The organism is Aeromicrobium phragmitis (assembly GCF_003674095.1).
GTDB lineage: Bacteria > Actinomycetota > Actinomycetes > Propionibacteriales > Nocardioidaceae > Aeromicrobium > Aeromicrobium phragmitis.
On the sequence record NZ_RDBF01000005.1, the window covers coordinates 1 to 23,427 of the forward strand.

General features: G+C 70.2%; 20 protein-coding genes. 16 read left to right on the forward strand and 4 right to left on the reverse strand.

Annotated features, from left to right (window positions below; all coding sequences use genetic code 11):
• On the reverse strand, positions 1-2,470 hold a 2,470-nt coding region (locus tag D9V41_RS07965; RefSeq protein ID WP_133434141.1), incomplete at its 3' end, for an AAA family ATPase.
• Positions 2,467-3,597: a metallophosphoesterase family protein gene (locus D9V41_RS07970; RefSeq protein ID WP_121794036.1), complete on the reverse strand. Its 1,131-nt coding sequence runs from the start codon at positions 3,595-3,597 to the stop codon at positions 2,467-2,469. The genes D9V41_RS07970 and D9V41_RS07965, both read right to left, overlap by 4 nt.
• Before the next feature lie 70 nt (positions 3,598-3,667).
• Here D9V41_RS07970 and D9V41_RS07975 point away from each other — a divergent pair, with 70 nt between their 5' ends.
• From D9V41_RS07975 to D9V41_RS08010, 8 genes are all read left to right on the forward strand, one after another.
• Positions 3,668-4,330: a hypothetical protein gene (locus D9V41_RS07975; RefSeq protein ID WP_121794037.1), complete on the forward strand. Its 663-nt coding sequence runs from the start codon at positions 3,668-3,670 to the stop codon at positions 4,328-4,330.
• A 32-nt stretch (positions 4,331-4,362) separates the two neighbouring features.
• Positions 4,363-4,767, forward strand: coding sequence for a hypothetical protein (locus D9V41_RS07980; RefSeq protein WP_208006786.1), 405 nt, complete (start codon positions 4,363-4,365; stop codon positions 4,765-4,767).
• 3 nt (positions 4,768-4,770) lie between these two features.
• Positions 4,771-5,424 carry a M50 family metallopeptidase gene (locus D9V41_RS07985; protein WP_121794038.1) on the forward strand — a complete coding sequence of 218 codons (654 nt, stop codon included), beginning with the start codon at positions 4,771-4,773 and terminating at the stop codon, positions 5,422-5,424.
• Positions 5,425-5,429: 5 nt separating this feature from the next.
• Positions 5,430-6,623: a tRNA guanosine(34) transglycosylase Tgt gene (gene tgt, locus D9V41_RS07990; protein WP_243697199.1), complete on the forward strand. Its 1,194-nt coding sequence runs from the start codon at positions 5,430-5,432 to the stop codon at positions 6,621-6,623.
• A gap of 12 nt (positions 6,624-6,635) precedes the next feature.
• The gene (locus tag D9V41_RS07995; RefSeq protein ID WP_121794039.1) at positions 6,636-7,370 is read left to right on the forward strand and encodes a queuosine precursor transporter; all 735 of its coding nucleotides are present in this window, start codon (positions 6,636-6,638) and stop codon (positions 7,368-7,370) included.
• Positions 7,367-8,611: a geranylgeranyl reductase family protein gene (locus tag D9V41_RS08000; RefSeq protein ID WP_121794040.1), complete on the forward strand. Its 1,245-nt coding sequence runs from the start codon at positions 7,367-7,369 to the stop codon at positions 8,609-8,611. The genes D9V41_RS07995 and D9V41_RS08000 overlap by 4 nt, the downstream gene beginning before the upstream one ends.
• Positions 8,612-8,645: 34 nt before the next feature.
• Positions 8,646-9,470 carry an aldo/keto reductase gene (locus tag D9V41_RS08005; protein WP_121794041.1) on the forward strand — a complete coding sequence of 275 codons (825 nt, stop codon included), beginning with the start codon at positions 8,646-8,648 and terminating at the stop codon, positions 9,468-9,470.
• Between the two features lie 453 nt (positions 9,471-9,923).
• The gene (locus tag D9V41_RS08010; protein WP_208006787.1) at positions 9,924-10,730 is read left to right on the forward strand and encodes an exodeoxyribonuclease III; all 807 of its coding nucleotides are present in this window, start codon (positions 9,924-9,926) and stop codon (positions 10,728-10,730) included.
• Between the two features lie 60 nt (positions 10,731-10,790).
• On the opposite strand, the gene D9V41_RS08015 is transcribed toward D9V41_RS08010, so the two are convergent.
• Positions 10,791-13,169 (reverse strand): immune inhibitor A domain-containing protein, encoded by a 2,379-nt coding sequence (locus D9V41_RS08015; protein ID WP_121794042.1) that lies wholly within the window; start codon positions 13,167-13,169, stop codon positions 10,791-10,793.
• 424 nt (positions 13,170-13,593) lie between these two features.
• Between D9V41_RS08015 and D9V41_RS08020 the strand changes: the two genes are divergently transcribed.
• Entirely contained in the window at positions 13,594-13,797 is a 204-nt protein-coding gene (locus D9V41_RS08020; RefSeq protein ID WP_121794043.1) for a cold-shock protein, read from the forward strand.
• A 175-nt stretch (positions 13,798-13,972) separates the two neighbouring features.
• Here D9V41_RS08020 and D9V41_RS08025 read toward each other — a convergent pair whose 3' ends face one another.
• Positions 13,973-15,097, reverse strand: coding sequence for a PQQ-dependent sugar dehydrogenase (locus D9V41_RS08025; protein ID WP_208006789.1), 1,125 nt, complete (start codon positions 15,095-15,097; stop codon positions 13,973-13,975).
• Between the two features lie 102 nt (positions 15,098-15,199).
• On the opposite strand from D9V41_RS08025, the gene trxA reads away from it, so the two are divergent.
• The 7 genes from trxA (at position 15,200) to D9V41_RS08060 (ending at position 23,410) form a co-directional block, all read left to right on the forward strand.
• Positions 15,200-15,571 (forward strand): thioredoxin, encoded by a 372-nt coding sequence (gene trxA / locus D9V41_RS08030; RefSeq protein WP_121794044.1) that lies wholly within the window; start codon positions 15,200-15,202, stop codon positions 15,569-15,571.
• 50 nt (positions 15,572-15,621) lie between these two features.
• The gene (locus tag D9V41_RS08035) at positions 15,622-17,127 is read left to right on the forward strand and encodes an acetyl-CoA hydrolase/transferase family protein (RefSeq protein ID WP_121794045.1); all 1,506 of its coding nucleotides are present in this window, start codon (positions 15,622-15,624) and stop codon (positions 17,125-17,127) included.
• A 144-nt stretch (positions 17,128-17,271) separates the two neighbouring features.
• Positions 17,272-19,848, forward strand: a complete 2,577-nt coding sequence (locus D9V41_RS08040) for a DEAD/DEAH box helicase (protein ID WP_121794046.1) — start codon at positions 17,272-17,274, stop codon at positions 19,846-19,848.
• Positions 19,849-19,883: 35 nt separating this feature from the next.
• On the forward strand, positions 19,884-21,389 hold the full coding sequence (locus D9V41_RS08045) for a molybdopterin-dependent oxidoreductase (protein WP_121794047.1): 1,506 nt from the start codon (positions 19,884-19,886) through the stop codon (positions 21,387-21,389).
• Positions 21,390-21,462: 73 nt separating this feature from the next.
• Positions 21,463-22,086: a fasciclin domain-containing protein gene (locus D9V41_RS08050; protein ID WP_121794048.1), complete on the forward strand. Its 624-nt coding sequence runs from the start codon at positions 21,463-21,465 to the stop codon at positions 22,084-22,086.
• Between the two features lie 20 nt (positions 22,087-22,106).
• Positions 22,107-22,700 (forward strand): ECF RNA polymerase sigma factor SigK, encoded by a 594-nt coding sequence (sigK, locus tag D9V41_RS08055; RefSeq protein ID WP_121794049.1) that lies wholly within the window; start codon positions 22,107-22,109, stop codon positions 22,698-22,700.
• Positions 22,700-23,410: an anti-sigma factor gene (locus D9V41_RS08060; RefSeq protein ID WP_243697200.1), complete on the forward strand. Its 711-nt coding sequence runs from the start codon at positions 22,700-22,702 to the stop codon at positions 23,408-23,410. Before sigK ends, D9V41_RS08060 begins: the two co-directional genes overlap by 1 nt.
• Positions 23,411-23,427: the final 17 nt, after the last annotated feature.

The window sequence follows — 23,427 nt, forward strand, 5'->3', positions numbered from 1 at the left end:
GGCGCCGGATCGGATCGGCGTAACCGAGGGCATCGTCGAGTACCACGGGGGCGCCGGACTCCTCGCTCACCAGACGGGCAGTGGCGACGCGCCCGAGCACCCCGAGCTGTTCGCGAGCACCTCCGGACAGCGACGAGAACGGGACGGTCCGGCCGTCGAGCGTACGGCTCACGATCGCGAGGTCGTCGCTGATCTCGACATCGAACCCCTCGCCGAAGACCGTCCGGCCGAGGTCGACGATGGCCTCGCGGAAGGGGCGCACATAGCGCTGGCGCGCCCGCTGCGCGTGCTCGGCGAGCGTGGTGTGGAGACGTCGCGCGGCTCTCGCCCGGGCGTCCATCGACGCCCAGCGCCGTTCGAGATCGGCGACCTGCTCCGCGGCGCGGTTGGCCGCGTCCTGCAGGCCGTCGCGCCCGAGCAGCTCCAGTTGAGCGTCCACGCCGACGAGTTCTTCGGCCAGCTGCTGGGCCCGGCGCTCCGTTGACCCGAGCACCTCCTCGGCGGTGGCGAGGTCGGCGGCGATCTGGTCGGCGCCGTGCTCGCGCAAGTCGCGGTCGAGGGCCTCGACGGTCGCGAGTGCCTGAATCCGGGCCTCGTCGGCACGTTCGAGCGCTGCGGCGACGTCGTCGTCGCTCGCCTCCGCCCGCGCCGCGTCCAGCGCCGCCGCGGCCCGATCGAGGCGTGCCGCGGCCTGCGCCACGTCGGCACCGGCCGAGACGACGCGGTCGCGTAGCGCCTGCGCCACCGCCGCCCGGCGAGCGCGCTCCTCGCGCGCCTGCTGCGAGTCCCGGACCACGTGCTCGTACCGCTGCTTGGCCAACTCGTGGGCGGCACGCGCCTCGTTGACCTCGGGAACGTCGTCGACCTGCGAACGCCGCTGGTCCAGTGCCGCGACGTCGGCGGCGAGCTCCGCCTCCGTGGCGCCGTCGAGCGCGGCCCGCAGCTCGGCGGTGGCGCTGTCGACCTGACGCTGTGCTTCGTCGCGCTGGGCGGCCCGCCCGCGGGCATCGTCGAGATCGGTGGCCCCGACCTGGGCGAGGAGCCGTTCGTAGGCCCGCCGCGCCTGCTCGGCATCGTCCGCGCGCTCGGCGATCTCGGCGTCCGGCGCGACCGTGACGCGAACACCGTCGGCGACCTCGACCACCGTGGTGCGCAGCGCCGCCATCTCGGCGGTGTCGCCGGCCAGCGGCGCGCCGTCGACGGTGGGGATCGCCTCGCCGAGTCGTTCGATGCGGACCTGGGGTGCGCCCGCGAGGCTCCGCGCCTCCGCCGTACGCCACTGCGTGTGGGCGTCGCCGATCGCGGTCAAGACGTCCGCGGTGACCGAGTGCTGCGCCAGCGTCTCGGACGCCTCCGTGAGGCACTGCACGGCGGCGCGAGCCCGATCGAGCCGTTCCTTGGCGCGCCGCCACTCGGACTCCGCACGCGCCGCGTCGAGCCGGGCGGCAGCGTCGTCGAGCGCCTCGCGCGCCGCGTCGATCGCCCCGTCCGGGTCGCCCGGCACCGGGCGGGCTTCCAGCTCCTCGAGTTCGGCCTGCGCTGCGGCGGCCGCCTCCTCGGCTTGGCTGAGCGCCTGCTCGGCGGCCTCGAACTCCTGGAGCAACTCGCTGCGCCGCTGCTGAGCCCGCCGCGCGGCGAGAGCGCTCTGGTCGGCGCCATGGGCGACCTGCCGTGCCTCGCGGCACTCGTCGCGCAGCTGGTCGAGCGCGTCGGAACGGTCGCGCAGGCTCTGTGCCTCCTTGCGCTGCTCGGCAAGTTCGACCGCGAGATCGTCGCGCCGCAACCGCAGCCGCTCGTGCTTCTCCACGAGGCGTGCGACGTTCTCGACCTCCGCCTGGGCCTCGCGCTCGCGAGCGACGGCGGCGTCGAGCGCGTCCCGTAGCCGGGCGTAGTCGCCGGTGGGCCGGCCCGTCGCGGTGAAGTACGTGAGGTACTCCGCCTCGACCCGATCCAGCACATCGGCATGGACCTCGGCCCCCTCGCCGGCGTCGCGCTCGGCGAGCGCGAGGTGCAGCGGTTCGAGATCCGCGAGCACCGGCTGATCCAGCGGCTGTCCCTGGACGAGATGGAGGGCGCGCCACAACTCGGCGTCCACCGTCTCGGCGAAGATGGCCGAGGCCCGGTCGTGTGCGGCGTCGCCGGTGTGGCTCTCCGGACGCGGGGCGTGAACGGTGAGCCGGGTCGTGCCCTTGCGTCCGAAGGTCTTGGCGTACACGAGGTGATACGGCCCGCTGCGCACCTCGATCTCGACGCGCGGGTCGGCCTGGACGTGCGTGGGCCGGACCGCCCGGACGTCGGCAGCCTGGGACGACGCCTTGAAGTCGCGCACGAGACGGAGCGCTTCGGCGATGGAGGACTTGCCGGCCTCGTTGGGGCCCTCCACCAGGGTGATGCCGCGCTCGGCGAAGACGATCTCCCGCGGCCCTTCGATGCCCCGGAAGTTCTCCAGGACCATCCGCAGCAACCTCATGCGCGCCCCCGCGTGGGCCCGCCGACCAGACGGTAGAGCAGCCCCAGCGCGTCGCGCGCCTCCTGGGCGTGCTCGGTGTCGAGTTGGGCCACGAGATCGTCGACGGCGTCGGCGGCGAAGCCGGTGAGGCCGAGGTCGCGGAACTCCTCGTCGTCGGGCCGGACGGCGAGGTCGCTGTGCCGCTCCCACACACGGACGGCGGCGAACCGATCGGCACTCTGCTCCACCAACGAGTCGAGACGCGCCTTCTGGCCCACGGTGAGCGTGCCGGTCAGCACCAGGCGCACCGCGGTGAGGTGCTTGTCCTCGACCTCCTCGAGTGCGGTCTCGAGCAGCTCGAGGTCCTGCGGCCCGTCGAGCGGAGCCTCCAACGTGAGGAACGACCATCGGCCGACCCGCACGGGGGTGACGGCGACCTCGTGCGAGGCGTCGTCGATCTCGACGACCAGGACGTGGCCGGGATCGGTCTCGCGATGGCGCGTGACCTCCGGCGTTCCGGGGTACCAGAGCCGGGGCGCGACCTCGGTGCACGAGTGCCGGTCGCCGAGGATCGCGACGTCGACGCGCCGGTCCGCGAGCGCCTGCTCGAGCCCGTCTCGGTCGATCAACGCGGGATCGGCGCGATCGATGCCGAGCAGCCCGCCGTGGCCGACCAGGATGCGGAGGCGATCGGGGTCGGGTCGGACCTCCGCGAGCGCGTCGGCGACCAGGTCATTGAGCGGGAACTTGGTGAACCAGGGCGCGGCCACCACGTCGACGCCCTCGGCGACCGGCTGGAGGCCCGGCGTCTCGAGGACGTGCACGTGATCGGGTCGGGCCTCGACGAACTCACGGGACCGGTAGATGCTGGACGCGTCCAGCGGATCGTGGTTGCCCGGAAGCAGGTACACCGGCACGCTCCACTCCCGCAGGGCGTCGAACGCACGCGCCACCACGGAGCGGTGGAGTTGGTTCGCGTCGAACACGTCGCCGGCGACGACCACGAAATCGGCGTCGTGCTCGCGGGCGACGTCGCCGACCCGCCGCAGCACCTCGATGCGGTCCTGCGCGAAGCGGGCCCGCGCCTCGTCGGGCAGAAAGGCCGCCGGCATCCCCAGTTGCCAGTCGGCGGTGGCCACGAAGCGCATGTCTCGACGATAACCAGCGGCACGGACAGAACTGGGCAGGCGCGTTGCAGCCCTCGCTAGTGTCGAGGTCATGGCGCGCAAAGGGATCTTCGGCGAGCTGTCGGCGCTCCAGCTCGTCGCCGGCGCACTGGCCGCGATGACCTCCGCCTGGCTCGCCTCCTGGCTCGGCGTGGCGGGCACCCTCATCGGCGCGGCGGTCGGCAGCGTCGTCGCCGGTACCGCCTCGACGCTGTACTCGGCGAGCCTGCAGCGCGGCATCGAGCGCAGCAAGACCCTGCTGGTCACCGAGCAGGGCAGCGTCGTCGAAGGTGCGTCCCAAGGCGAGGAGTCCGTCGTCGAGGCCGATGCCGTCGCCGACGACGATCCGGCGACGGCGTCGGACCGGGCGGCGCTGCTGTCCCGCGTGAACTGGAAGACGGTCGCGCTGGTGAGTGTCGCCACCTTGCTCATCGCGGTCGCCGTGATCGGCGCGTACGAGGTGGTCAGCGGCAGGTCGTTCGGCAACGAGTCGAACTCGCGCATCGTGCCCAGCAGCGTGACGCGCGACGGCGATGCCACGCCGCAGGGGCCAGACGCGCCGGCACCGACCCCGACCACGACGACCGGCCCCGACGACCCCGATCCCGGCCCCACACCCACGCCCTCGGTCACCCCCTCGCAGGAACCGACCGCCGAGGCCCCGGAGGCGCCGACCCCCGCACCGACGCCCGGGGAATCTTCGCCGCTCCCCTGACGTTGAGCCAGTCGAGCCTGGAAGGAGGCGCTGTGACCATCTACATGAAGCCCACCCTGACCGACGAGAAGATCGCCGCGATGGACCTGTTCGACGCCTTCCGCCTGGCCGAAGAGCTCCTGGAGTCGCGGTACCCCCGCGAGGCCGCCCGAGTCCTCGGCCCGGTGTTGGAGGCCGAGCCCTCCAACGCCGCCGCCTGGGAGCTGTACGGACGCGCTCAGTTCGCCGCGGCGCTCCTCAAGCCCGCCGAGGACGCGTTCCGCCGCCTCGTCGAACTCGAGCCCACCAGCGCGTGGGCGCAGACCGCGCTCGGGCTGACCCTCGACCGGCAGAGCCGTCACCGCGAGGGCGCGCTCCATCACCGGATCGCGGCGGCCATGGGCGCCAACGAGCGCGATGCCACCCGCGTCGAGCTCGTGGACAAGCCGATCGTCTGATCGGTGGAACCTGCCTGGATCGGTGCGGCGGTGGCCGCGCTGGCCGTTCTCGTGCCCGGCGCCTGGCGCTACAGCCGTCAGGTCGTCACCGTGATGCACGAGGCCGGCCACGCGGTCACCGCCGTCCTCACCGGGCGGCGGGTCCGCGCGGTGCGGTTGCACCGTGACACGTCCGGGATCACCGAATCGATCGGCCGCCCGTCCGGCCTCGGGATGGTGGCCACGGCCTTCGCCGGTTACACGTTCGCGCCGGTGCTCGGCGCGTTCATGATGCTGCTGGTGCTCGCCGGGCGCAGCGCCTGGGCCTGGTGGCTGGTCCTGGGGATCCTGGGCGCGATGATCCTCCTCATCCGGACGTGGTTCGGACTGCTCGTGCTCGTACCCGCGGCCGCTGCCGTCTGGCTCTTGCAGACGCGGGCGCCGGACCCGGCCTGGGCCGAGACCGCCGGCTTCGCCGCGGCGTGGTTCCTCGCGGCCGGTGGACTGCGCGCGACGCTCGAGCTGTGGGGGCACCGGCGCCGCACCCGCGCCAGGACCAGCGATGCCGACGTCCTCGCGCGGCTCACTGTCCTGCCGGCGGCCGTCTGGAACGCCCTGTTCGCGACCGTCGCCGCGCTCTCCCTCTACGTCTGCTGGCTCGGCGTGATGGGACACTAGAAGGCGTGTTCACCATCGGCAGCCGCCTCGAGGACGCGCCCGGTCGCTCCGGGGTCATCTCGACCCCGCACGGGCAGATCCGCACGCCCGCGTTCATCCCGGTGGGCACCCGCGCGACCGTCAAGGCGGTCCTGCCCGAGCACATGGCCGAACTCGGCGCGCAGGCGCTTTTGGCCAACGCCTATCACCTGTACCTGCAACCCGGCTCGGACATCGTCGACGAGGCCGGCGGCCTCGGCCGCTTCATGAACTGGCCAGGCCCGACGTTCACCGACTCGGGCGGTTTCCAGGTCATGAGCCTCGGAGTCGGATTCAAGAAGACGCTGTCGATGGACAGCAACCGCGCCACCGCCGACGACGTCATCGCCAGCGGCAAGGAGCGACTGGCGCACGTCGACGACGACGGGGTGACGTTCAAGAGCCACCTCGACGGCAGCACCCACCGGTTCACGCCGGAGGTCTCGATGCGCATCCAGCACGAACTGGGTGCCGACATCATCTTCGCCTTCGACGAACTCACCACGCTCATGAACACGCGCGGCTACCAGGAGGAGGCGCTCGCGCGTACCCAGGCGTGGGCCGAGCGATGCGTCGTCGAGCACGAGCGCTTGACGCGCGAGCGCAGTGACAAGCCCTACCAGGCGCTGTTCGGCGTCGTCCAGGGCGCGCAGTACGAGGACCTCCGGCGCAAGGCCGCTCGCGACCTGGCGAGTCTGCCGTTCAACGGGTTCGGCATCGGCGGCGCGATCGAGAAGGAGAACCTGGGGACGATCTGCCGCTGGGTGGTGGAGGAACTGCCCGAGGACAAGCCGCGCCATCTGCTCGGCATCGGCGAGCCGGACGACTTCTTCGCCGGAGTCGAGAACGGCTGCGACACGTTCGACTGCGTCGGCCCGTCCCGCGTCGCGCGGTCCTCACGGGTTTATACGCGCGCCGGCAGGTACAACCTCAACGTCGCCGCCTCGCGCCGCGACTTCGGCCCGATCGACGAGGAGTGCGACTGCTACACCTGCGCGCACTACTCCAAGGCGTACCTGCATCACCTGTTCAAGACCAACGAGATGCTCAGCGCGACGCTCTGCACCATCCACAACGAGCGCTTCACCGTGCGCCTGGTCGACGACATCCGCGCCTCGATCGACGACGGCAGCTACTGGGAGTTCAAGGCCGAGACCCTCGGGCGGTTCTACGGTGCGTGAGAGGATGCAGGCATGAGTTCGCAGGCAACCTCACCAAAACCTGCCGTGCGCTTCGCGTCGCGCGGTTCCTCGCACTACGACGTCGCGCTGGCGATGTTCTGCGTCGTCCTCATCGTCTCGAACATCGCCGCCACGAAGGGCATCGAGGTCGGCAGCGGCAGCCTCGCGCTCGGACCGGTCCAGCTCTGGCCGATCGTCACCGACGGCGGAGCGATCCTGTTCCCGGTCGCCTACATCCTCGGCGACGTCATCGGTGAGGTCTACGGCTTCGCGGCGGCGCGCCGCGCGATCGTCGTCGGCTTCGCCATGGCGGTCCTCGCCTCCGTGACGTTCTGGCTCGTGCAGCACGCCCCGGCCGCCTCGTTCTACGAGAACCAGGCGGCATTCGAGTCCGTCGTCGGGCCCGTCGCGCAGATCGTCCTCGCGAGCCTCGCCGGCTACGTCGTCGGGCAGTTCCTCAATGCGTGGGTGCTCGTCGCGATGAAGCGCCGCACCGCGGAGAAGGGCCTCGTCGCCCGTCTCATCGCTTCGACCGGCGTGGGCGAGATCGCCGACACCCTGATCTTCTGCGCGATCGCCGCCACGGCCATCGGCATCGACTCCTTCGGCGTCTTCCTCAACTATTTCGTGGTGGGCGTGCTGTTCAAGGTGGCGGTCGAGATCGCCGTCATGCCGGTCACCGTCGCCGTGATCGGCTGGCTCAAGCGGCGCGAACCGACGTACTGGGACGCGAGGACCGCGGCATGACCTTGCCCGCCTCGACCGATGTGCTCGTCGTCGGCGCCGGCCCCGCCGGATCGGCGGCCGCCGCGTGGACGGCGCGGCTCGGACTCGACACCGTCATCGCGGACGCCGCTCGCTTCCCCCGCGACAAGACCTGCGGCGACGGCCTCACCCCCCGTGCCATCGCCGAACTCGACCGGCTGGGGCTCGGCGACTGGGTGCGCGGCCACACGGTCAACCGGGGTCTGCGTGCGGCCGGATTCGGTCAGGAACTGCTGCTCCCCTGGCCCGGCGGCTCCCTGCCCGATCACGGGTCGGCCGTCCCGCGTACCGAGCTCGACGATCGGATCTTCCGCACCGCGCTGACCGCCGGGGCCCGGCCTGTGGAGGGCGCCCGCGCCGTCGACGCCGTCCGCGACGAGCGCGGTCGGGTGACCGAGGTGGTGTTCCAGCTCGGACCGGACAAGCGGGAGCACCGTGTCGCCTGTCGGCGGCTCGTCGTCGCCGACGGCGTCCGCTCTCCGCTGGGTCGCGTCCTCGGCCGCGAGTGGCACCGCGAGACGGCGTACGGCGTGGCGGGCCGCAGCTACGTCAAGTCCGGGCGGAGCGACGACCCGTGGATCTCCTCGCACCTGGAACTGCGGGGCGAGGACGGTGAGATTCTCCCCGGGTACGGCTGGATCTTCCCGCTCGGCGACGGCGAGGTGAACCTCGGCGTCGGCGCGCTCGCTACCGCCAAGCGGCCCGCGAGCGTGCAGATCCGTCCACTGATGGAGTACTACGCCGGGCTCCGCCGCCAGGAGTGGGACCTGCGCGCCGACCTGCGCCTGCCGACCTCGGCGCTGCTGCCGATGGGCGGCGCCGTCTCCGGTGTCGCCGGCCCCAACTGGGCCCTCATCGGGGACGCCGCCGGCTGCGTCAATCCGCTCAATGGCGAGGGCATCGACTACGGTCTGGAAACGGGGCGCGAGGTCGCCGAGCTCCTGGCCGCCGGTGGCGATCCCACATCCTGGCCGGCGTTGATGACGGCCCGCTACGGCGAGGCGTTCTCGATCGCCCGCCGTCTCGCCGGCCTCATCACCGTCCCCCGGCTGCTGCCCACCCTCGGTCCGCTCGGCATGCGCAGCCACGCGTTGATGACGATCGCCCTGCGGGTCATGGGCAACCTCGTGACCGATGAGGACCGCGACGCCGTCGCACGGGTCTGGCGCTGGGCCGGCCGCCGGTCGATCGCGCTCGACGAGCGTCCCCCGTTCAGCGACTGAGCCGCTTCCAGCGGTGCGCAGTAGCGTGGACGACATGACGACTTCGCCGCTGCTGGAACTGAACGACGGCCACCGCATGCCCCAGGTGGGCTTCGGCACCTACAGCATCGCCGACCCCGACACCTTCGTCGCCGCCATCGAGGCGGGCTATCGGCTACTGGACACGGCCAAGCGCTACGAGAACGAGGAGCAGGTCGGTCAGGGCATCGCCGCATCGGCGGTGCCGCGCGAGGAGCTCTTCGTGACTACGAAGGTCCCCGGCGACGACCAGGGCTACGACAGCACGCTCGCGTCGCTCGAGGGCTCCCTGGAGCGGCTCGGGCTCGACGACGTCGATCTGTACCTCATCCACTGGCCGCTCCCCCGAGTCGATCGGTACGTCGACACCTGGCGGGCGATGATCGAGCTGCGCGAGCGTGGGCTCACGCGCTCCATCGGCGTCTCGAACTTCCTTCCCGAGCATCTGGACCGCCTGGTCGAGGAGACGGGCGTCGTGCCTGCGGTCAACCAGGTCGAGCTGCACCCGTACTTCCCGCAGGCCGAGCAGCGCGCGGCCGATGCCGAACGCGGCATCGTCACCCAGAGCTGGAGCCCGCTGGGCCGCAAGTCCGATCTCCTTGATCATCCGACGATCCGGGCGATCGCCGAGAAGCACGACGTCGATCCCGGTCGCGTCGTGCTGCGCTGGCACGTGCAGCTGGGCGTTGCCCCGATCCCCAAGTCCGCGACGCCGGATCGCTTCCGCGGCAACCTCGACATGTTCTCGTTCGAGCTGGACAGCGAGGACATGGACCGCATCGCCGACCTGGACCACGGCGGCCGCATCGGCGGCGATCCCCGGACCCACGAGGAGTTCTGATTAGCAGGTCGAGGAGGCCGGCCGTTGGTGGTCGAGTAGTGAGGCCGGCCACGGCCGAACGTTCCCGGTTCTTGGTGGTCGAGTAGTGAGGCCGGCCACGGCCGAACGTATCGAGACCACCCCCACCCCGACAGGTCTCGATACGCCCCTCGTCCCCCGGGACCACTCGACCACCTAACCCGGCCGTTGGTGGTCGAGTAGCAGCGAGCCCTGCGAACCAACCCGGCCGTTGGTGGTCGAGTAGTGAGGCCGGCCACGGCCGAACGTATCGAGACCACGCCCACCCCGACAGGCTGAATACGCCCCTCGACCCTCGGGGCTACCCAACCACCTAACCCGCTCATTGGTGGTCGAGTAGCAGCGAGCTCTGCGAGCCGCGTATCGAGACCACGTCGCGTCATTGGCCCGCGAGTACCCGGCCGCGGTGTCGGGGGCGGCCGGTAGCCTCGCCACGTGCTTCGCATCGCCACCATCAACGTCAACGGAATCCGCGCCGCCCTCCGCAAGGGCATGCAACCCTGGCTCGACGAGGCCGACGCCGACGTCGTGACGCTGCAGGAGGTGCGCTGCCCCGACGAGCTCGTCCACGAGTTGTTGGATGGTTCGGGGTACACGATCGCGCACACCGAGGCCGCCGCCAAGGGGCGCGCAGGAGTCGCGGTGCTCAGCAGGCTGCCCGTGACGGCCACCCGAATCGGCAACGGCGACGTGTACTTCGACGATGCCGGGCGCTGGATCGAGGCCGACATCGCCCTGCCCGACGGCAGCACGCTCACCGCGGCGTCCGTCTACGTGCACTCGGGTGAGGCCGGCACACCGCGCCAGGACGACAAGTACCGGTTCCTGGACCAGATGACCACCCGCATGCAGGAGCTGACCGCCACGGGCAACCACGCGGTCATCACCGGCGACCTCAACGTCGGCCACACCGAGCGCGACATCAAGAACTGGAAGGGCAACCGCACCAAGGCCGGCTTCCTGCCCGAGGAACGCGCCTACTTCGACCGCTTCTTTGGCGAGCTCGGCTGGGTCGACGTGCACCGCATGCTGGCCGGCGACGTCGACGGCCCCTACACGTGGTGGTCGATGCGCGGGCAGGCGTTCGACAACGACACCGGCTGGCGGATCGACTATCAGATCGCCACCCACGAGCTGGCCCAGGCGGCCAAGACGGCCCGGGTCGACCGCGCCCCGAGCTGGGGTGAGCGCTGGTCGGACCACGCGCCCCTCGTCGTCGACTACATGCTCGACGGCGCGTGAGCATGGCGAAGGGGGCGCGCCGTCCCCCCGGATGCGCGCCCCCTTCGGTTCAGGGGAAGGTCAGTTGAACTTGACCCTCAGGGAGGTGCCCTTCTCGTTGAGCACCCTCGCCTTGAAGCCCGTGGCCGGCAGCTTGACGCCGTGGTTGGGCAACTCGTCGAAGAAGTACTTCTTCGTGTCGTCGAACACCGGCTGAGCGTTCTGTCCCCGAATGTAGCTGGGGACGCCATTGGTGTGCAGCGTCATCGAATCGGCCTTCCGCGTGGAGAACGGCGCGTCGTACATCTGGACCCGAGCGCGCCACGGTTCGCCGGTCGCGATGTTGATGATCGGGCGCGGGTGCGCGTCGATGATCACGTTGCGGCCCGATCCCGGGTGCTGGCTCTGGTTGTTGTCGGGCACCGACGTGTCCCAGTACGAGATCAACAGACCCGTCTGGTACGCGTAGTGCTCGACCCAGTCGGGACGCGTGTTCATGAACCCGAAGTTGTACGGCCCGGTCTTGAGGTACTGGTCGTAGCTCGTGTACGAACGGTGCCCCATGATGTAGTAGTGGCTGGCCTCGGTCGTCGTGGTCGCTTCCACGATCGAGAAGCCGTCGAACTGCCACAGGCCGGAGTCCGTCTCGGCATCGTCGCTGAGGATCTCGGTATCCCCGGCGGTCACGGCGACGTCATCGAGGAACAGGCCCGGCATCGTCAGACCGCCGTCGGTCCGGTAGTGGAACCGGAACTGGATCGTCTGTCCGTCGAACTGATCGAGCGGCACCACGAGATCGGTCCAGTCGGCCTGCTCGCCGTCGATCGCCGGGCGTCCGGCGGTGTCGGTGCCGATCGGCTCGCCACCGATCGTCCCGCTCAGGTCGGTCCACGACTGACCACCGTCGGTCGAGGCCTGCAGATAGGCGTAGTCGTAGCCTTCCTCGATCGAGTAGCGGATCTTCGACGTGAGCTGCGCACCGGTGGCCTCGGTGAGGTCGAGCTCGGTGGTCATCGACGACACGAGATCGTCGCCGGCCCCGGAGAAGAACTGGCGCTCGCCCGATGCCGGCGCCCCGTTGTCGGAGACGACCTCCTTCTTCGGCAGCACGATGACCGCCGCCTGCGGCTTCTCGGTGTTGTACTCCTGCGGGCCCAGTTCCATGACCCGCTTGTCGGTGTGGAGCAGGGCTTCATAGTCCAGCCAGCCCATCTGCAGTTTCTCCCACGCACCGAGGTCGCCGGGGCGGGTGCCGAGCGGTTCGCCCTCGGCGTTGAGCCGGCTCTGCGCCATGAGCGTCCAGTACTCGTTGCTGTTGTCGCCGCCGCCCGAGGTGTCGTACGCGTCCGGCAAGCCGAGATCGTGTCCGTACTCGTGCACGAAGACCGAGAGCCCGCCGTTCTCGGGCTGAACGGTGTAATCGCCGACCCAGATGCCGGTGTCGCCGACCTCGGCGCCGCCGAGCGGGTTCTGCTCGGGCCCGGTCAGGCCGGCATTGGTCACGAAGGCGTACCAGCGGTGCGACCAGATGGCGTCCTCGCCATAGATCGGATCGCCGTCCTCCTCGCCGCCTCCGGCGTGCACGATCTGGAAATGGTCGATGTAGCCGTCCGGCTCGTTGAAGTCGCCGTCACCGTCGAAGTCGTACCGGTCCCACTGGTCGTACTCCGACAGCGCCGCGTGGATCTGCTCGTCGGTCTGACCCGCCGCACGCTGGTCGGCGACCCACTGGTTGACCGCGTCCTCCACGAGATTCCAGGCACCGGCGTCCTCACGTCCGTAGCGCGCCTGGTTGTAGGGGACCTTGACCCAGTCCGAGACCGTGCCGTCGACGGTGTACCGGCCCGACGACTGCGTCTCGTAGTAGGTCTTGACCGACTCGACGCCCTTGCCGGTGCCGAAGTACATCTCCTCGTAGTGCTCGCGATTGAAGTCCGACTGCCAGACCGTGGAGTTGTCGTTGGGTCCGGGCTCGGGAATCTGGTTGTGCAGCGGTCCGTCGAAACGCTGCGGCCCCGGCGTGTTCGGATCGGTGTCCTGATCCGGGTAGTCCGGATGACGCTCGTCACCGAATTCGGCCAGGATCACGAAGATCTTGTCGGCCCGCTCCTGGGCGAGCTCGACGTACTGGTCCTGATGCTTGTTCTTGCCCTTGCGCGCCATGTTCTGCCGCGCGCGGGGGTTGGCCTGGGCGGCGACCTCGGCCGGCGAGCCCGACTCACCCACCTTGACGACCGTACTGCCGCCGCGCTGCTCCGGCGTGGCCTCGCCGCTCACGACGTCGGCGATGGCCGCCTCGCGCAGTTCCCGCCGCTTCTCTTCCAGCGGGTGCGGGAAGTCGTCGACCTTCGTCGTGGCGTCCGGTCCGGCCACGGGCGGCGCCGGCTCCGCCGCGACGGGTGCGGCCCACGCCAGCGACCCCGACGCCACGAGGCCGAGCCCCACGAGGCCCGTCATCATGCGTTTCACATTGTCCTCCTTGACGAGGATCCCCCGAGTTGGTGGATCTGCGATCTGGTGCCGGCCGCTGCCGACTCCACCAGGCGCCGTCCTCGTGAGACGTGCGCCACGGCACACCGTACGACCCGGTCGGCGTGCAATGGCAGTCTTGACTTCCGCGGCGAGTAGTCGTATCGGACTACTCCGCGTAGTCCTCAGCGCGATGGCCCCGGATAGTTCACCTGATGTTGACGCAGGCGATCGGTGGACGCTACCCAGATGGCGGTCCGGTCGCATAAGGTGGTGCCAGTTGCACGACGTTGGACCAGATGAATGCAGTACCCCGCCGGGGTGAGTTCCTCTCGCGGTTGGATGTGCGTCGCGACCGTCGGTCACGAAACCGCGACCGACCTTCGCCTAGAAGAATCGAAAGAGGAGTAACACCATGGCCACCGGAACCGTCAAGTGGTTCAACGCCGAGAAGGGCTTCGGCTTCATCGCTCCGGACGACGGCAGCGAGGACGTTTTCGCGCACTACACCGCGATCCAGGCGAGCGGCTACCGTTCGCTGAACGAGAACCAGAAGGTCGAGTTCGACGTCGAGCAGGGTCAGAAGGGCCTCCAGGCCGCCAACATCCGACCGCTGTGATCTCGGCGGGTCCGCCCGCACTCACGACAGCACCCCCACTCGCCGAGCGAGTGGGGGTGCTGCTGTGTGGGGCGGGCGCCAGGAGGGAGGTCGTGCCGCCCGCCGCCGGAGAGTCCTCGGGCCCTCAGCAGGGAGGGAGCGTCCTCGGGGCCCGGCTCTCAACATGAGGCTATCCTCATCTTTCTTCGTCCGGCAACCCCTCCTGCACGATCAACCGCAGGAGCCGGTCGTCGCCGTCGCGCGAAGCGATCCGGCCATCGGTGTTGCTGGTCGAGATCCACAGCGTGCCGTCGGGCGCGGCGGCCGCAGCGCGGATTCGCCCGAACTCCTCGACGAGGTACGAGACCGGAGTACCCACGTTCTCGCCGTCGAGCGGCACGGCCAACAGCCGCTGTCCCCGCAGTGCTCCGAGGTAGGCGGTGTCCCCCACGATGGCGAGCCCGGCCGGCGAGGCTTCCTCGACGCTCCACGTGGCCTTCGGCGCGACGAAGCGCTCATCGTCCGAGGCGCCCTCGACCTCAGGCCAACCGTAATTGCCACCGGATTCGATGAGGTTGAGTTCATCCGCGGCCTTGTCGCCGAATTCGCTGGCCCACAATCGCCCCTCGCTATCGAATGCGAGCCCCTCGACGTTGCGGTGACCATAGGACCAGACCTCGTTGCCGAACGGATTGCCGGGCGCGGGGTTGCCGTCGGTGTCGATGCGCAGGATCTTGCCGTTCAGCGACGATGTGTCCTGGGCGAGGCCGGCCTGCGCCGCATCCCCGACCGCGACGAACAACAGGTCCTCGTCCGCGTCGTACAGCAGGGCGCCGCCCTGATGGAACTGTGCTTTCGCGAGGCCGGTGAGGATCGGCTCCGGTTCGCCCAATGCCGCGCCGTCGAACGACATGCGCACCACGCGGTTGTCGGTCGGACTCGTCAGGTAGGCGAACACGGTCGACTCGTCCGGCGTGATGGCGAGCCCCTGCAAACCACCTTCACCTCCAGGCTGGACGCCGGGCACCTCGCCGAGATCGGTGACCGAACCATCGGCAGACACCCGCACGACCGACGCAGCATCGCGCTGGGTCACCAGAGCACTGCCGTCGTCGAGGAACACGATGTCCCACGGAACGTTGAGATCCGTGGCGACCTCGGCGTCCACCCGCGGCTCGACCGTCCGCGGCTCCTGCGGTGCGTCCCCGCTGGGTGAGGGCGTGGTGGGCTCCGGCGTCGGAGCGTCCTGCTCTCCGTCTCCCCCGCAGGCGGCGAGGACCATGGCGACGGCGGTCACGGTCACAACGGCGCGAAATCTCATGCTGTCGATGATGCCCGCATCGCTCACCGAGGGCAGCCCGGCGGGAATGTTCGGGCCGCCGACGGCGTTGTACCGATGACACGATTCCTACGAGAGGCAGTCATGAGCACCATCGACCTGACCAAGGAGACCTTCGAGTCGACCGTCACCGGCGAGGGCATCACCCTCGTGGACTGGTGGGCATCGTGGTGCGGTCCGTGCAAGCAGTTCGCGCCCGTCTACGACGCCGCGAGCGAGCAGCACACCGACGTCACGTTCGGCAAGATCGACACCGAGGCCGAGCAGGAACTCGCCGCCGCCGCGCAGATCACGTCCATCCCCACCCTGATGGCGTTCCGCGACGGCATCCTGGTCTTCTCCCAGCCGGGCGCTCTGCCCGCCGAGGCGCTCGAACAGGTCATCACCGCGGTGAAGGACCTGGACATGGACGACGTCCGCCGGCAGATCGCCGAGCAGCAGCAGACCAGCAACTGATCGCCGCTCCCCGGCGTCAGTGATGACGAGGGGCAGGGCACGATCGTCGTATGACGCGCGTGTCCTGCCCCGTTCTTCGTTCCCGCCTGCGCACGGCCGACGAGGCCGCCGCCCTCATCGGTCCGGGCGACAACGTCGGCATGAGCGGCTTCACCGGGGCGGGCTACCCGAAGGCCGTCCCGACCGCCCTCGCACGACGCATCACCGCCGCGCACGAACGCGGTGAGGATTTCCGGATCGGCCTGTGGACCGGAGCGTCCACCGCGCCCGAGGCCGATGGAGTGCTGGCCCAAGCGCACGGCATCGGAACGAGGCTCCCGTACAACTCCGATCCGACGTTGCGCGCGCTCATCAACGCCGGCGAGGTCGATTACGTCGACACGCACCTGAGCCATTCGGCGCCCCAGATGTGGTTCGGTTTCTACGGCCGGCTCAACGTCGCGGTGGTCGAGGTGACCGCCGCGCTGCCCGACGGCCTCCTGGTGCCCAGCAGTTCGGTGGGCAACAACAAGACCTGGCTGGACCAGGCCGACGCGGTGATTCTGGAGGTCAACCACTGGCAGCCGCGCGAGTTCGAGGGCTTCCACGACGTCTACTACGGCACGGCGCTGCCGCCGCACCGCCGCCCGCTGCAACTCGTGGACCCGATGGAACGCATCGGCGAGCCGTACTTGCGAGTCGATCCGCAGAAGGTCGTCGCCGTCGTGGAGACCGACGCACCGGACCGCAATGCGGCGTTCGACGCGCCGGGCGAGGAATCGCGAGCGATCGCCGCTCACCTGCTCGACTTCCTCCGCCACGAGGTCGCCGCGGGCCGCATGCCCCCGCAGCTGCTGCCGCTCCAGTCCGGCGTGGGGAACGTCGCGAACGCGGTTCTCGCCGGACTCGACGGCAGCGAGTTCACCGGGCTGACGGCGTACACCGAGGTCCTTCAGGACGCCATGCTCGACCTCCTCGACTCGGGGACCTTGCGGGCGGCCTCCGCCACGTCGTTCGGTCTCTCCGACACCGGGGTCCGGCGCTTCATGGAGAACATCGACTCCTACAAGGGACGCATCCTGCTGCGGAGCGAGGAGATCTCGAACCACCCAGAACTCGTCCGCCGGCTCGGAGTGATCGCGATGAACGGCATGATCGAGGCCGACATCTACGGCAACGTCAATTCCACGCACCTCATGGGCAGCGCGATCATGAACGGCATCGGCGGGAGCGGAGACTTCGCGCGGAACGCCTACCTGAACTTCTTCCTGTCGCCGTCGACAGCCAAGGGCGGTGCGATCTCCACGATCGTGCCGATGGTCAGCCACGTCGATCACACCGAGCACGACGTGCACGTGGTCGTGACCGAGCAAGGACTGGCCGACCTCCGCGGCCTCTCGCCCACGGACCGCGCGGACCGGATCATCGCCAGGTGCGCCCATCCGGACTTCCGCGATCGCTTGGCCGACTATCTCGCCCGAGCGAAGGCGAGCCGTCCCACCGCTCGTCACACGCCGCACCTGCTCCACGAAGCGCTCAGCTGGCACCAGCGCTACCTCGACGCCGGCCGGATGTGAGCGCCGGCCGAACTCCGGCGCCTCACCGCAGCTGACCAGCAGCATCGCCCACTGTGCCGGTAGCCAGCGCATTCGGGCGCCGACATGACTCAGGTCACCGGGACCACGCGAACGGTGCTTGAACCGGTACCCGACAATGGAGGGATGCCGACCTCGACGCAGCTGATGATCCTGCTGCGCCACCCCGTGAGGTTCCTCGTCGACGAGGACCCCGCGCGTTCTCGATTCGTCTTCGACGCCCCGCAGGGGCCGGTGGAGGCGACGGCGAACGAAGCGGTGGGGCCGCTTTCGGGCGGCATCCGTGCGATGAACGCCCACGAGAGCGTGCGCGCGTGGGCCGGGCCGTCGATTATCGCGCTCCGACTGATGGCCGCCGGTGCGTTGACCTCGCCGTCGCCTGCCGAACTGCAGCAGCTGCGCGAAGCCGGCGCCCAGATCGGCGAGACCCCGGCGGACGGACAGCGGCAGATCGATGCGTTCCTCGCCGCACTGGCGGTCGACGCGCCCGCCGTCGCCACCACCCCGCAGCGCCGCCGCGAGCCTGAGCAGCCGCGACCGCGCATCGAGCCTCCACGCACCTTCGCCTATCGTCTGGTGACCGCCTTCGAACCCTCCGGCACGGACGCCGTGGCGACCGCCCGATTGCGCGTTCGCCCCACCGACCGCACGTGGGGCGAAGCCGATGCACGCGATCTGTGGACCCGCGAGGACCACCATTTCGGACCCGGCGCTCGCGACGCGACTCGCGCCATGCTGGAGCGGCTCTCTGCGAGCTGGGACCCGGCGCAGCGGCTGCTGCCCGACGACGGCACCCCTCCCCCGGAGGCCATCGCCCTCGACCGCGATGAACTCGGCCGGCTGGCGTCCGCGGACCTCGTCACGCCGCTCATGGCCAACCGCGTCGAAGTGGCCTGGCCGGGCGAGCTCGTCCGCGATGTGGCCGCCACCCCGGTCCTCCAGCGCGTCGAGGCGTTCGGTGACCGCCCGCGCGCCTTCGGCCGCGATCAATTGTTCCGCTTCGACTGGAGCGTCAGCGTCGGCGGCGAGCGCCTCACGCAGGCCGAACTCGACGAGCTCGCCGCGAGCCACAGCGGACTGGTGCGACTTCGCGACCAGTGGATCTTCGTCGAGCCGCGCCGGCTGGACGACCTGATCCGCGGCGGAGGACGCGAACTCGACGCGAGCGACGCGCTCCGCGCGGCGCTGATCGGCGAACTCGAGATCGACGGTCGGCTCGTCGAGGTCGACACCGTGGGCTGGCTCGAGGACGTTCGCGAGCGTCTGGCCAGCCTCGGCGCGCGCGACACCCGCATCGAACAACCCGCCGACCTCGACGGTGACCTGCGCGCCTATCAGCTGGACGGCGTGCGGTGGATGAACCAGCTCGTGGAGCTCGGCCTCGGCGGCATCCTCGCCGACGACATGGGTCTGGGCAAGACGATCATGCTGATCGCGCTCCATCTCCACCGCGCGGCGGCTGCCCCGACCCTCGTCGTGTGCCCGGCGTCCGTGCTGGCCACCTGGGAGCGCGAGATCGCCCGCTTCGCGCCGGGCGAGAACGTCCACCGGTACCACGGGCCGCAGCGCACTCTGAACGATGCGAAGGACGGATTCGTCGTCACGACCTATGCGACGATGCGGCAGAGCGCCGACGAGCTCGCCGAACACGACTGGGGCATGGTCGTCGCGGACGAGGCCCAGCACGTCAAGAACGCCGCGAGCGGAGCCGCCCAGGCGCTGCGCCGGATCGGTTCGGACGCGCGCATGGCGCTGACCGGCACGCCGGTGGAGAACAGCCTCTCGGAGCTGTGGTCGATCCTCGACTGGACGACGCCGGGTCTGCTCGGACATCGCGAACAGTTCCGCCGGGAATGGGCGCGGCCGGTCGAACGCGACCACGACGACGAGGTGGCCCGCCGACTCGCGACGCTGATCCGGCCGTTCGTGCTGCGCCGCCGCAAGAGCGATCCGGGCATCGCCCCCGAGCTCCCACCGAAGATCGAGACCGACCACCACGTGCAGCTCACGCGCGAGCAGATCGGTTTGTACGAGGCGGTCGTCAGACGCACCATGACCGAGATCGAGGAGAGCAAGGGCATCCAGCGTCGCGGCCTCGTGGTCAAGCTGCTGACTCAGCTCAAGCAGATCTGCAACCACCCGGCCCAGTACCTGCGCCAGTCCACCGGCCGGCTCGAGGGGCGGTCGGGCAAGCTGACCGTCTTCGACGAGCTGCTCGACGAGATCATCGCCGAGGACGGGCGCACTCTGGTGTTCACGCAGTACGCGCAGATGGGACACCTGCTGGCGCGGCATCTGAACCAGCAGGGTGTCGAGCACGCCTACTTGCACGGCGGCACGCCCGTGCGCACCCGCGAGGACATGGTCCGCCGCTTCCAGGACGGCGAGTTCCCGGTGTTCGTGCTGTCGCTCAAGGCAGCGGGAACGGGTCTGAACCTCACGCGCGCCGACCACGTCATCCACTACGACCGCTGGTGGAACCCCGCGGTCGAGGACCAGGCCACCGACCGCGCGCATCGCATCGGCCAGACGACCGCCGTCCATGTGCACCGCCTGGTCGCCGAGGGCACGATCGAGCAGTCCATCGCCGAGCTCATCTCGGCCAAGCGTGCGCTCGCCGACGCCGTGGTCAACTCCGGCGAGGCAGCACTCACCGAGCTGAGCGACGCCGAACTCGCGTCGCTCGTGCGATTGCGCCGCTGACCCATCCGCGTGGCGCCCGGTGACGAACCACCGGCATGTCGACGCGTTCGGTTCTCCCGCCCGCAGGTGCGGGCGTCCTCGCAGCCGTCGCCGCAGTGGCCGTGGGCCACCTGACGGCGGCGCTGGTGGCGCCGGCGGCGTCCCCGGTGCTCGCGGTCGGTTCCAGCGTCATCGATGCGACACCGACGCCGGTCAAGGAGCGGGCGGTCGCGACCTTCGGGTCGTCGGACAAGCCGATCCTCATCGGCTCGGTGCTGCTCGGGACCCTCGCGCTCGCGGCGATCGGGGGAATCCTCGCCGCTCGGCGGTTCGTCGCCGGCGCCGTCCTCCTCGTCGCGCTCGTGGCCGCGAGCGGCGCCGCGGCACTCGCGCGGCCCGCAGCCGACCCAGCGGACGTCCTCCCGGCGATCGCCACGGGCATCGTCGCGCTCGGCGTCCTGTGGGCGTTGACGCACGGGCTTCGGCGACCCGCCGGCGCCCGCGGTGAAGGCGTGTCCCGCCGCGCGTTCCTTCTGGGTAGCGGTGCTGCCGTCACGCTGGCCGCCATCGCCGCGGCCACCGGGGAGGCCCTCATCCGGGCGAGCCGGAGCATCGCGGACATCACGCTGCCGAAGGCGGCGGAGCCCGCTCCACCGCTGCCGGACGGCCTGGACATCGACGGACTCAGCCCCTTCCGCACCCCGAACGAGGACTTCTACCGCGTCGACATCAACCTGAGCGTCCCGGTGGTCGACGTCGACGACTGGACGCTGACCGTGGACGGCGACGTCGACAACCCCTTCACCCTCACCTGGGGCGAACTGCTCGCCATGGACATGATCGAACGCGACATCACCATGACCTGCGTCTCCAATGAGGTCGGGGGCTCGTACGTCGGTGCCGCACGCTGGCTGGGAGTCCGCCTCACCGATCTGCTGGACCGCGCCGGGGTGGGCGCGCGGGCCGATCAGATCCTCAGCACGGCGGTCGACGGCTTCACGATCAGCACACCGCTGGGCGTCGCCACCGACGGGCGCGACGCCATGGTCGCCGTCGCCATGAACGGGGAGCCGCTCCCCCGCGACCACGGTTTTCCGGCCCGCCTCATCACCCCCGGGCTCTACGGGTACGTCGGCGCCACGAAGTGGCTCGAGCGGCTCACGCTCACCACGTACGCCGAGCAGGACGCCTACTGGACCGAACGCGACTGGGCCGTGGACGGGCCCATCAAGATTTCCACCCGCATCGACACCCCGCGCGGACTCGGCGAGATCGACGCCGGCGAGCGGGTCATCGCGGGTGTCGCATGGGCTCAGCAGCGCGGAATCGACGAGGTCCAGGTCCGCATCGACGGCGGCGACTGGCGCCCGGCCCGACTCGGCCCGGCTGCCGGCGTCGACTACTGGCGGCAGTGGTATCTGCCGTGGGACGCCAGCCCCGGCCGTCACGTCGTCGAGGCCCGAGCGATCACCCGCGACGGCGAGGTGCAGACCGCGCAGCGCACGAGTCCGTTCCCGAACGGCTCCAGCGGCATTCACAGCATCGTCGTGCGGGTGGCCTGACGCGCCATCTCCACCCATCCGGCTGAGCCCGGTCTCCGAATCCCCGATACCGCATCCAACGAAAGGCACCATCATGAAGCGCACGATCATCCGCCACGCGGGGCTCGCCACTGCGGCCCTCTCGTTAACCCTCGGTCTCGCCGCCTGCAGCAGCGGCGGCGACGATTCCGAGGCCTCCATGAACTCCGAGCCGTCGACGTCCCAGGAGAGCTCCGAGCCGAGCGACGACATGATGGGCGCCTTCGGTCCCGGGTGCGAGGCGATCCCCACCTCGGGCGCCGGCTCGCTCGACGGGATGGCCGAGGATCCGGTCGCCACCGCGGCCGGCAACAACCCGCTGCTCAGCACCCTCGTCACCGCCGTTCAGGAGGCCGGACTCGTCGACACGCTGAACTCTGCCGAGTCGCTCACGGTCTTCGCACCCACGAACGACGCCTTCGCCGCGATCCCCGAGGACCAGCTGAACGCGCTGCTGGCCGACAAGGATCAGCTGACCACGGTCCTGACGCATCACGTGGTGGAGGGCGAGCTCGGGCCGGACGAGATCGCAGGAGAGCATGAGACCCTTGCCGGCGACACGCTCATGGTGGAGGGCTCGGACGAGGACTTCACCGTCGCCGACGCCTCGGTCATCTGCGGCAACGTCCCGACGGCCAACGCCAAGGTGTACGTCGTCGACGCCGTGCTGATGCCCTGAACGTCGGGAAGAATCAGCCCGTGAGTCACCTGACGTCCGTGCCCTCCGGCCCTGAGCCGGAGGGCACGGACCTGGCCACCGAACTGCTGCGGCGCTGCGCTCGCGACGACGACGTCGCCTTCGCGCAGCTCTACGACCTCACCGCGCCCCGGGTGTTCGGTCTCGTGCGGCGCGTCGTCCGCGATCCGGGGCAAGCCGAGGAAGTCACCCAAGAGGTGTACCTGGAGTTGTGGCGGCACGCGTCGCGTTTCGACGCCGGGCGATCGAGCGCCCTCGCCTGGGTCTTCACCATCGCGCATCGACGCGCCGTGGACCGCGTACGTTCCGCCGAAGCCGCCGGCAAGCGCGACGTCGTCTACGGCCACCGCCACCGGGAGGTCGCCCACGACGCGACCAGCGAAGTCGTGCAGGATCGGTGGGAGGCACGGCGGGTGCGGGCCGCCCTCGAGACGCTCACGCCGATCCAGCGCAAAGCCGTCGACCTCGCGTTCTTCGGCGGATACACGCACAGCGAGATCGCGGTGATGCTGGACATCCCGCTGGGCACCGCGAAAACTCGGGTTCGCGACGGCCTCATCCGGCTGCGCGACGCCCTGGGAGCAGAAGGATCATGATGACCGACGACATCCACAGCTTGTCGGGAGCGTATGCCGTCGATGCCCTCACCGACGCCGAACGTGCGGCGTTCGAGGAGCACCTCGAACACTGCGCGGCGTGCCGCGACGAGGTCGACTCGCTCCGCGAGGCCGCTGCCGACCTCAGCTTGCTCTCGGCCGAAGAACCACCGGCCTCCTTGCGCCACGACGTCCTCCGGCGCGTGTCGACCGTCCGCCCCGAGCCTCCGCGGCTCGCCGATCGCCGCGCACGCCGCCGGACCCGCACCTGGCTCGCCGGGGTGGCAGCGGCTGCCGTCGTCGCCGCCGGGGTGGGCGTCGGAGTCACACAGCCGTGGCAGGACACGTCGCAAGCCCCCCAGCTCACGGTCGCCGAACGCATCGAACGTGCCGACGACGCGCAACGGATCTCCGTCTCGTTCGACGACGGCTCCGTCGCCACCGTGCTGCGGTCCGAAAGCCTCAATCGGGCCGTGATCGAGACCTCCGACATGGCCCCGCCCCCGGAGGGCCAGCATTACGTCGTGTGGCTTCAGGAGCCCGACGGGCAGATGCACCACGCCGGCGCGATGCCCGCCGATGCATCCGATGCGTCGATGCCGCTGAAGGGCGACGCGGCGGCGGCCATCGGCGCGGGCATCACCATCGAATCCGATCCGCAGACCCCCGAACCGACGAGTGAACCGGTGGCTCTGTTCTCGTTCACCTGAAGGAGCTAAGGTAAGGG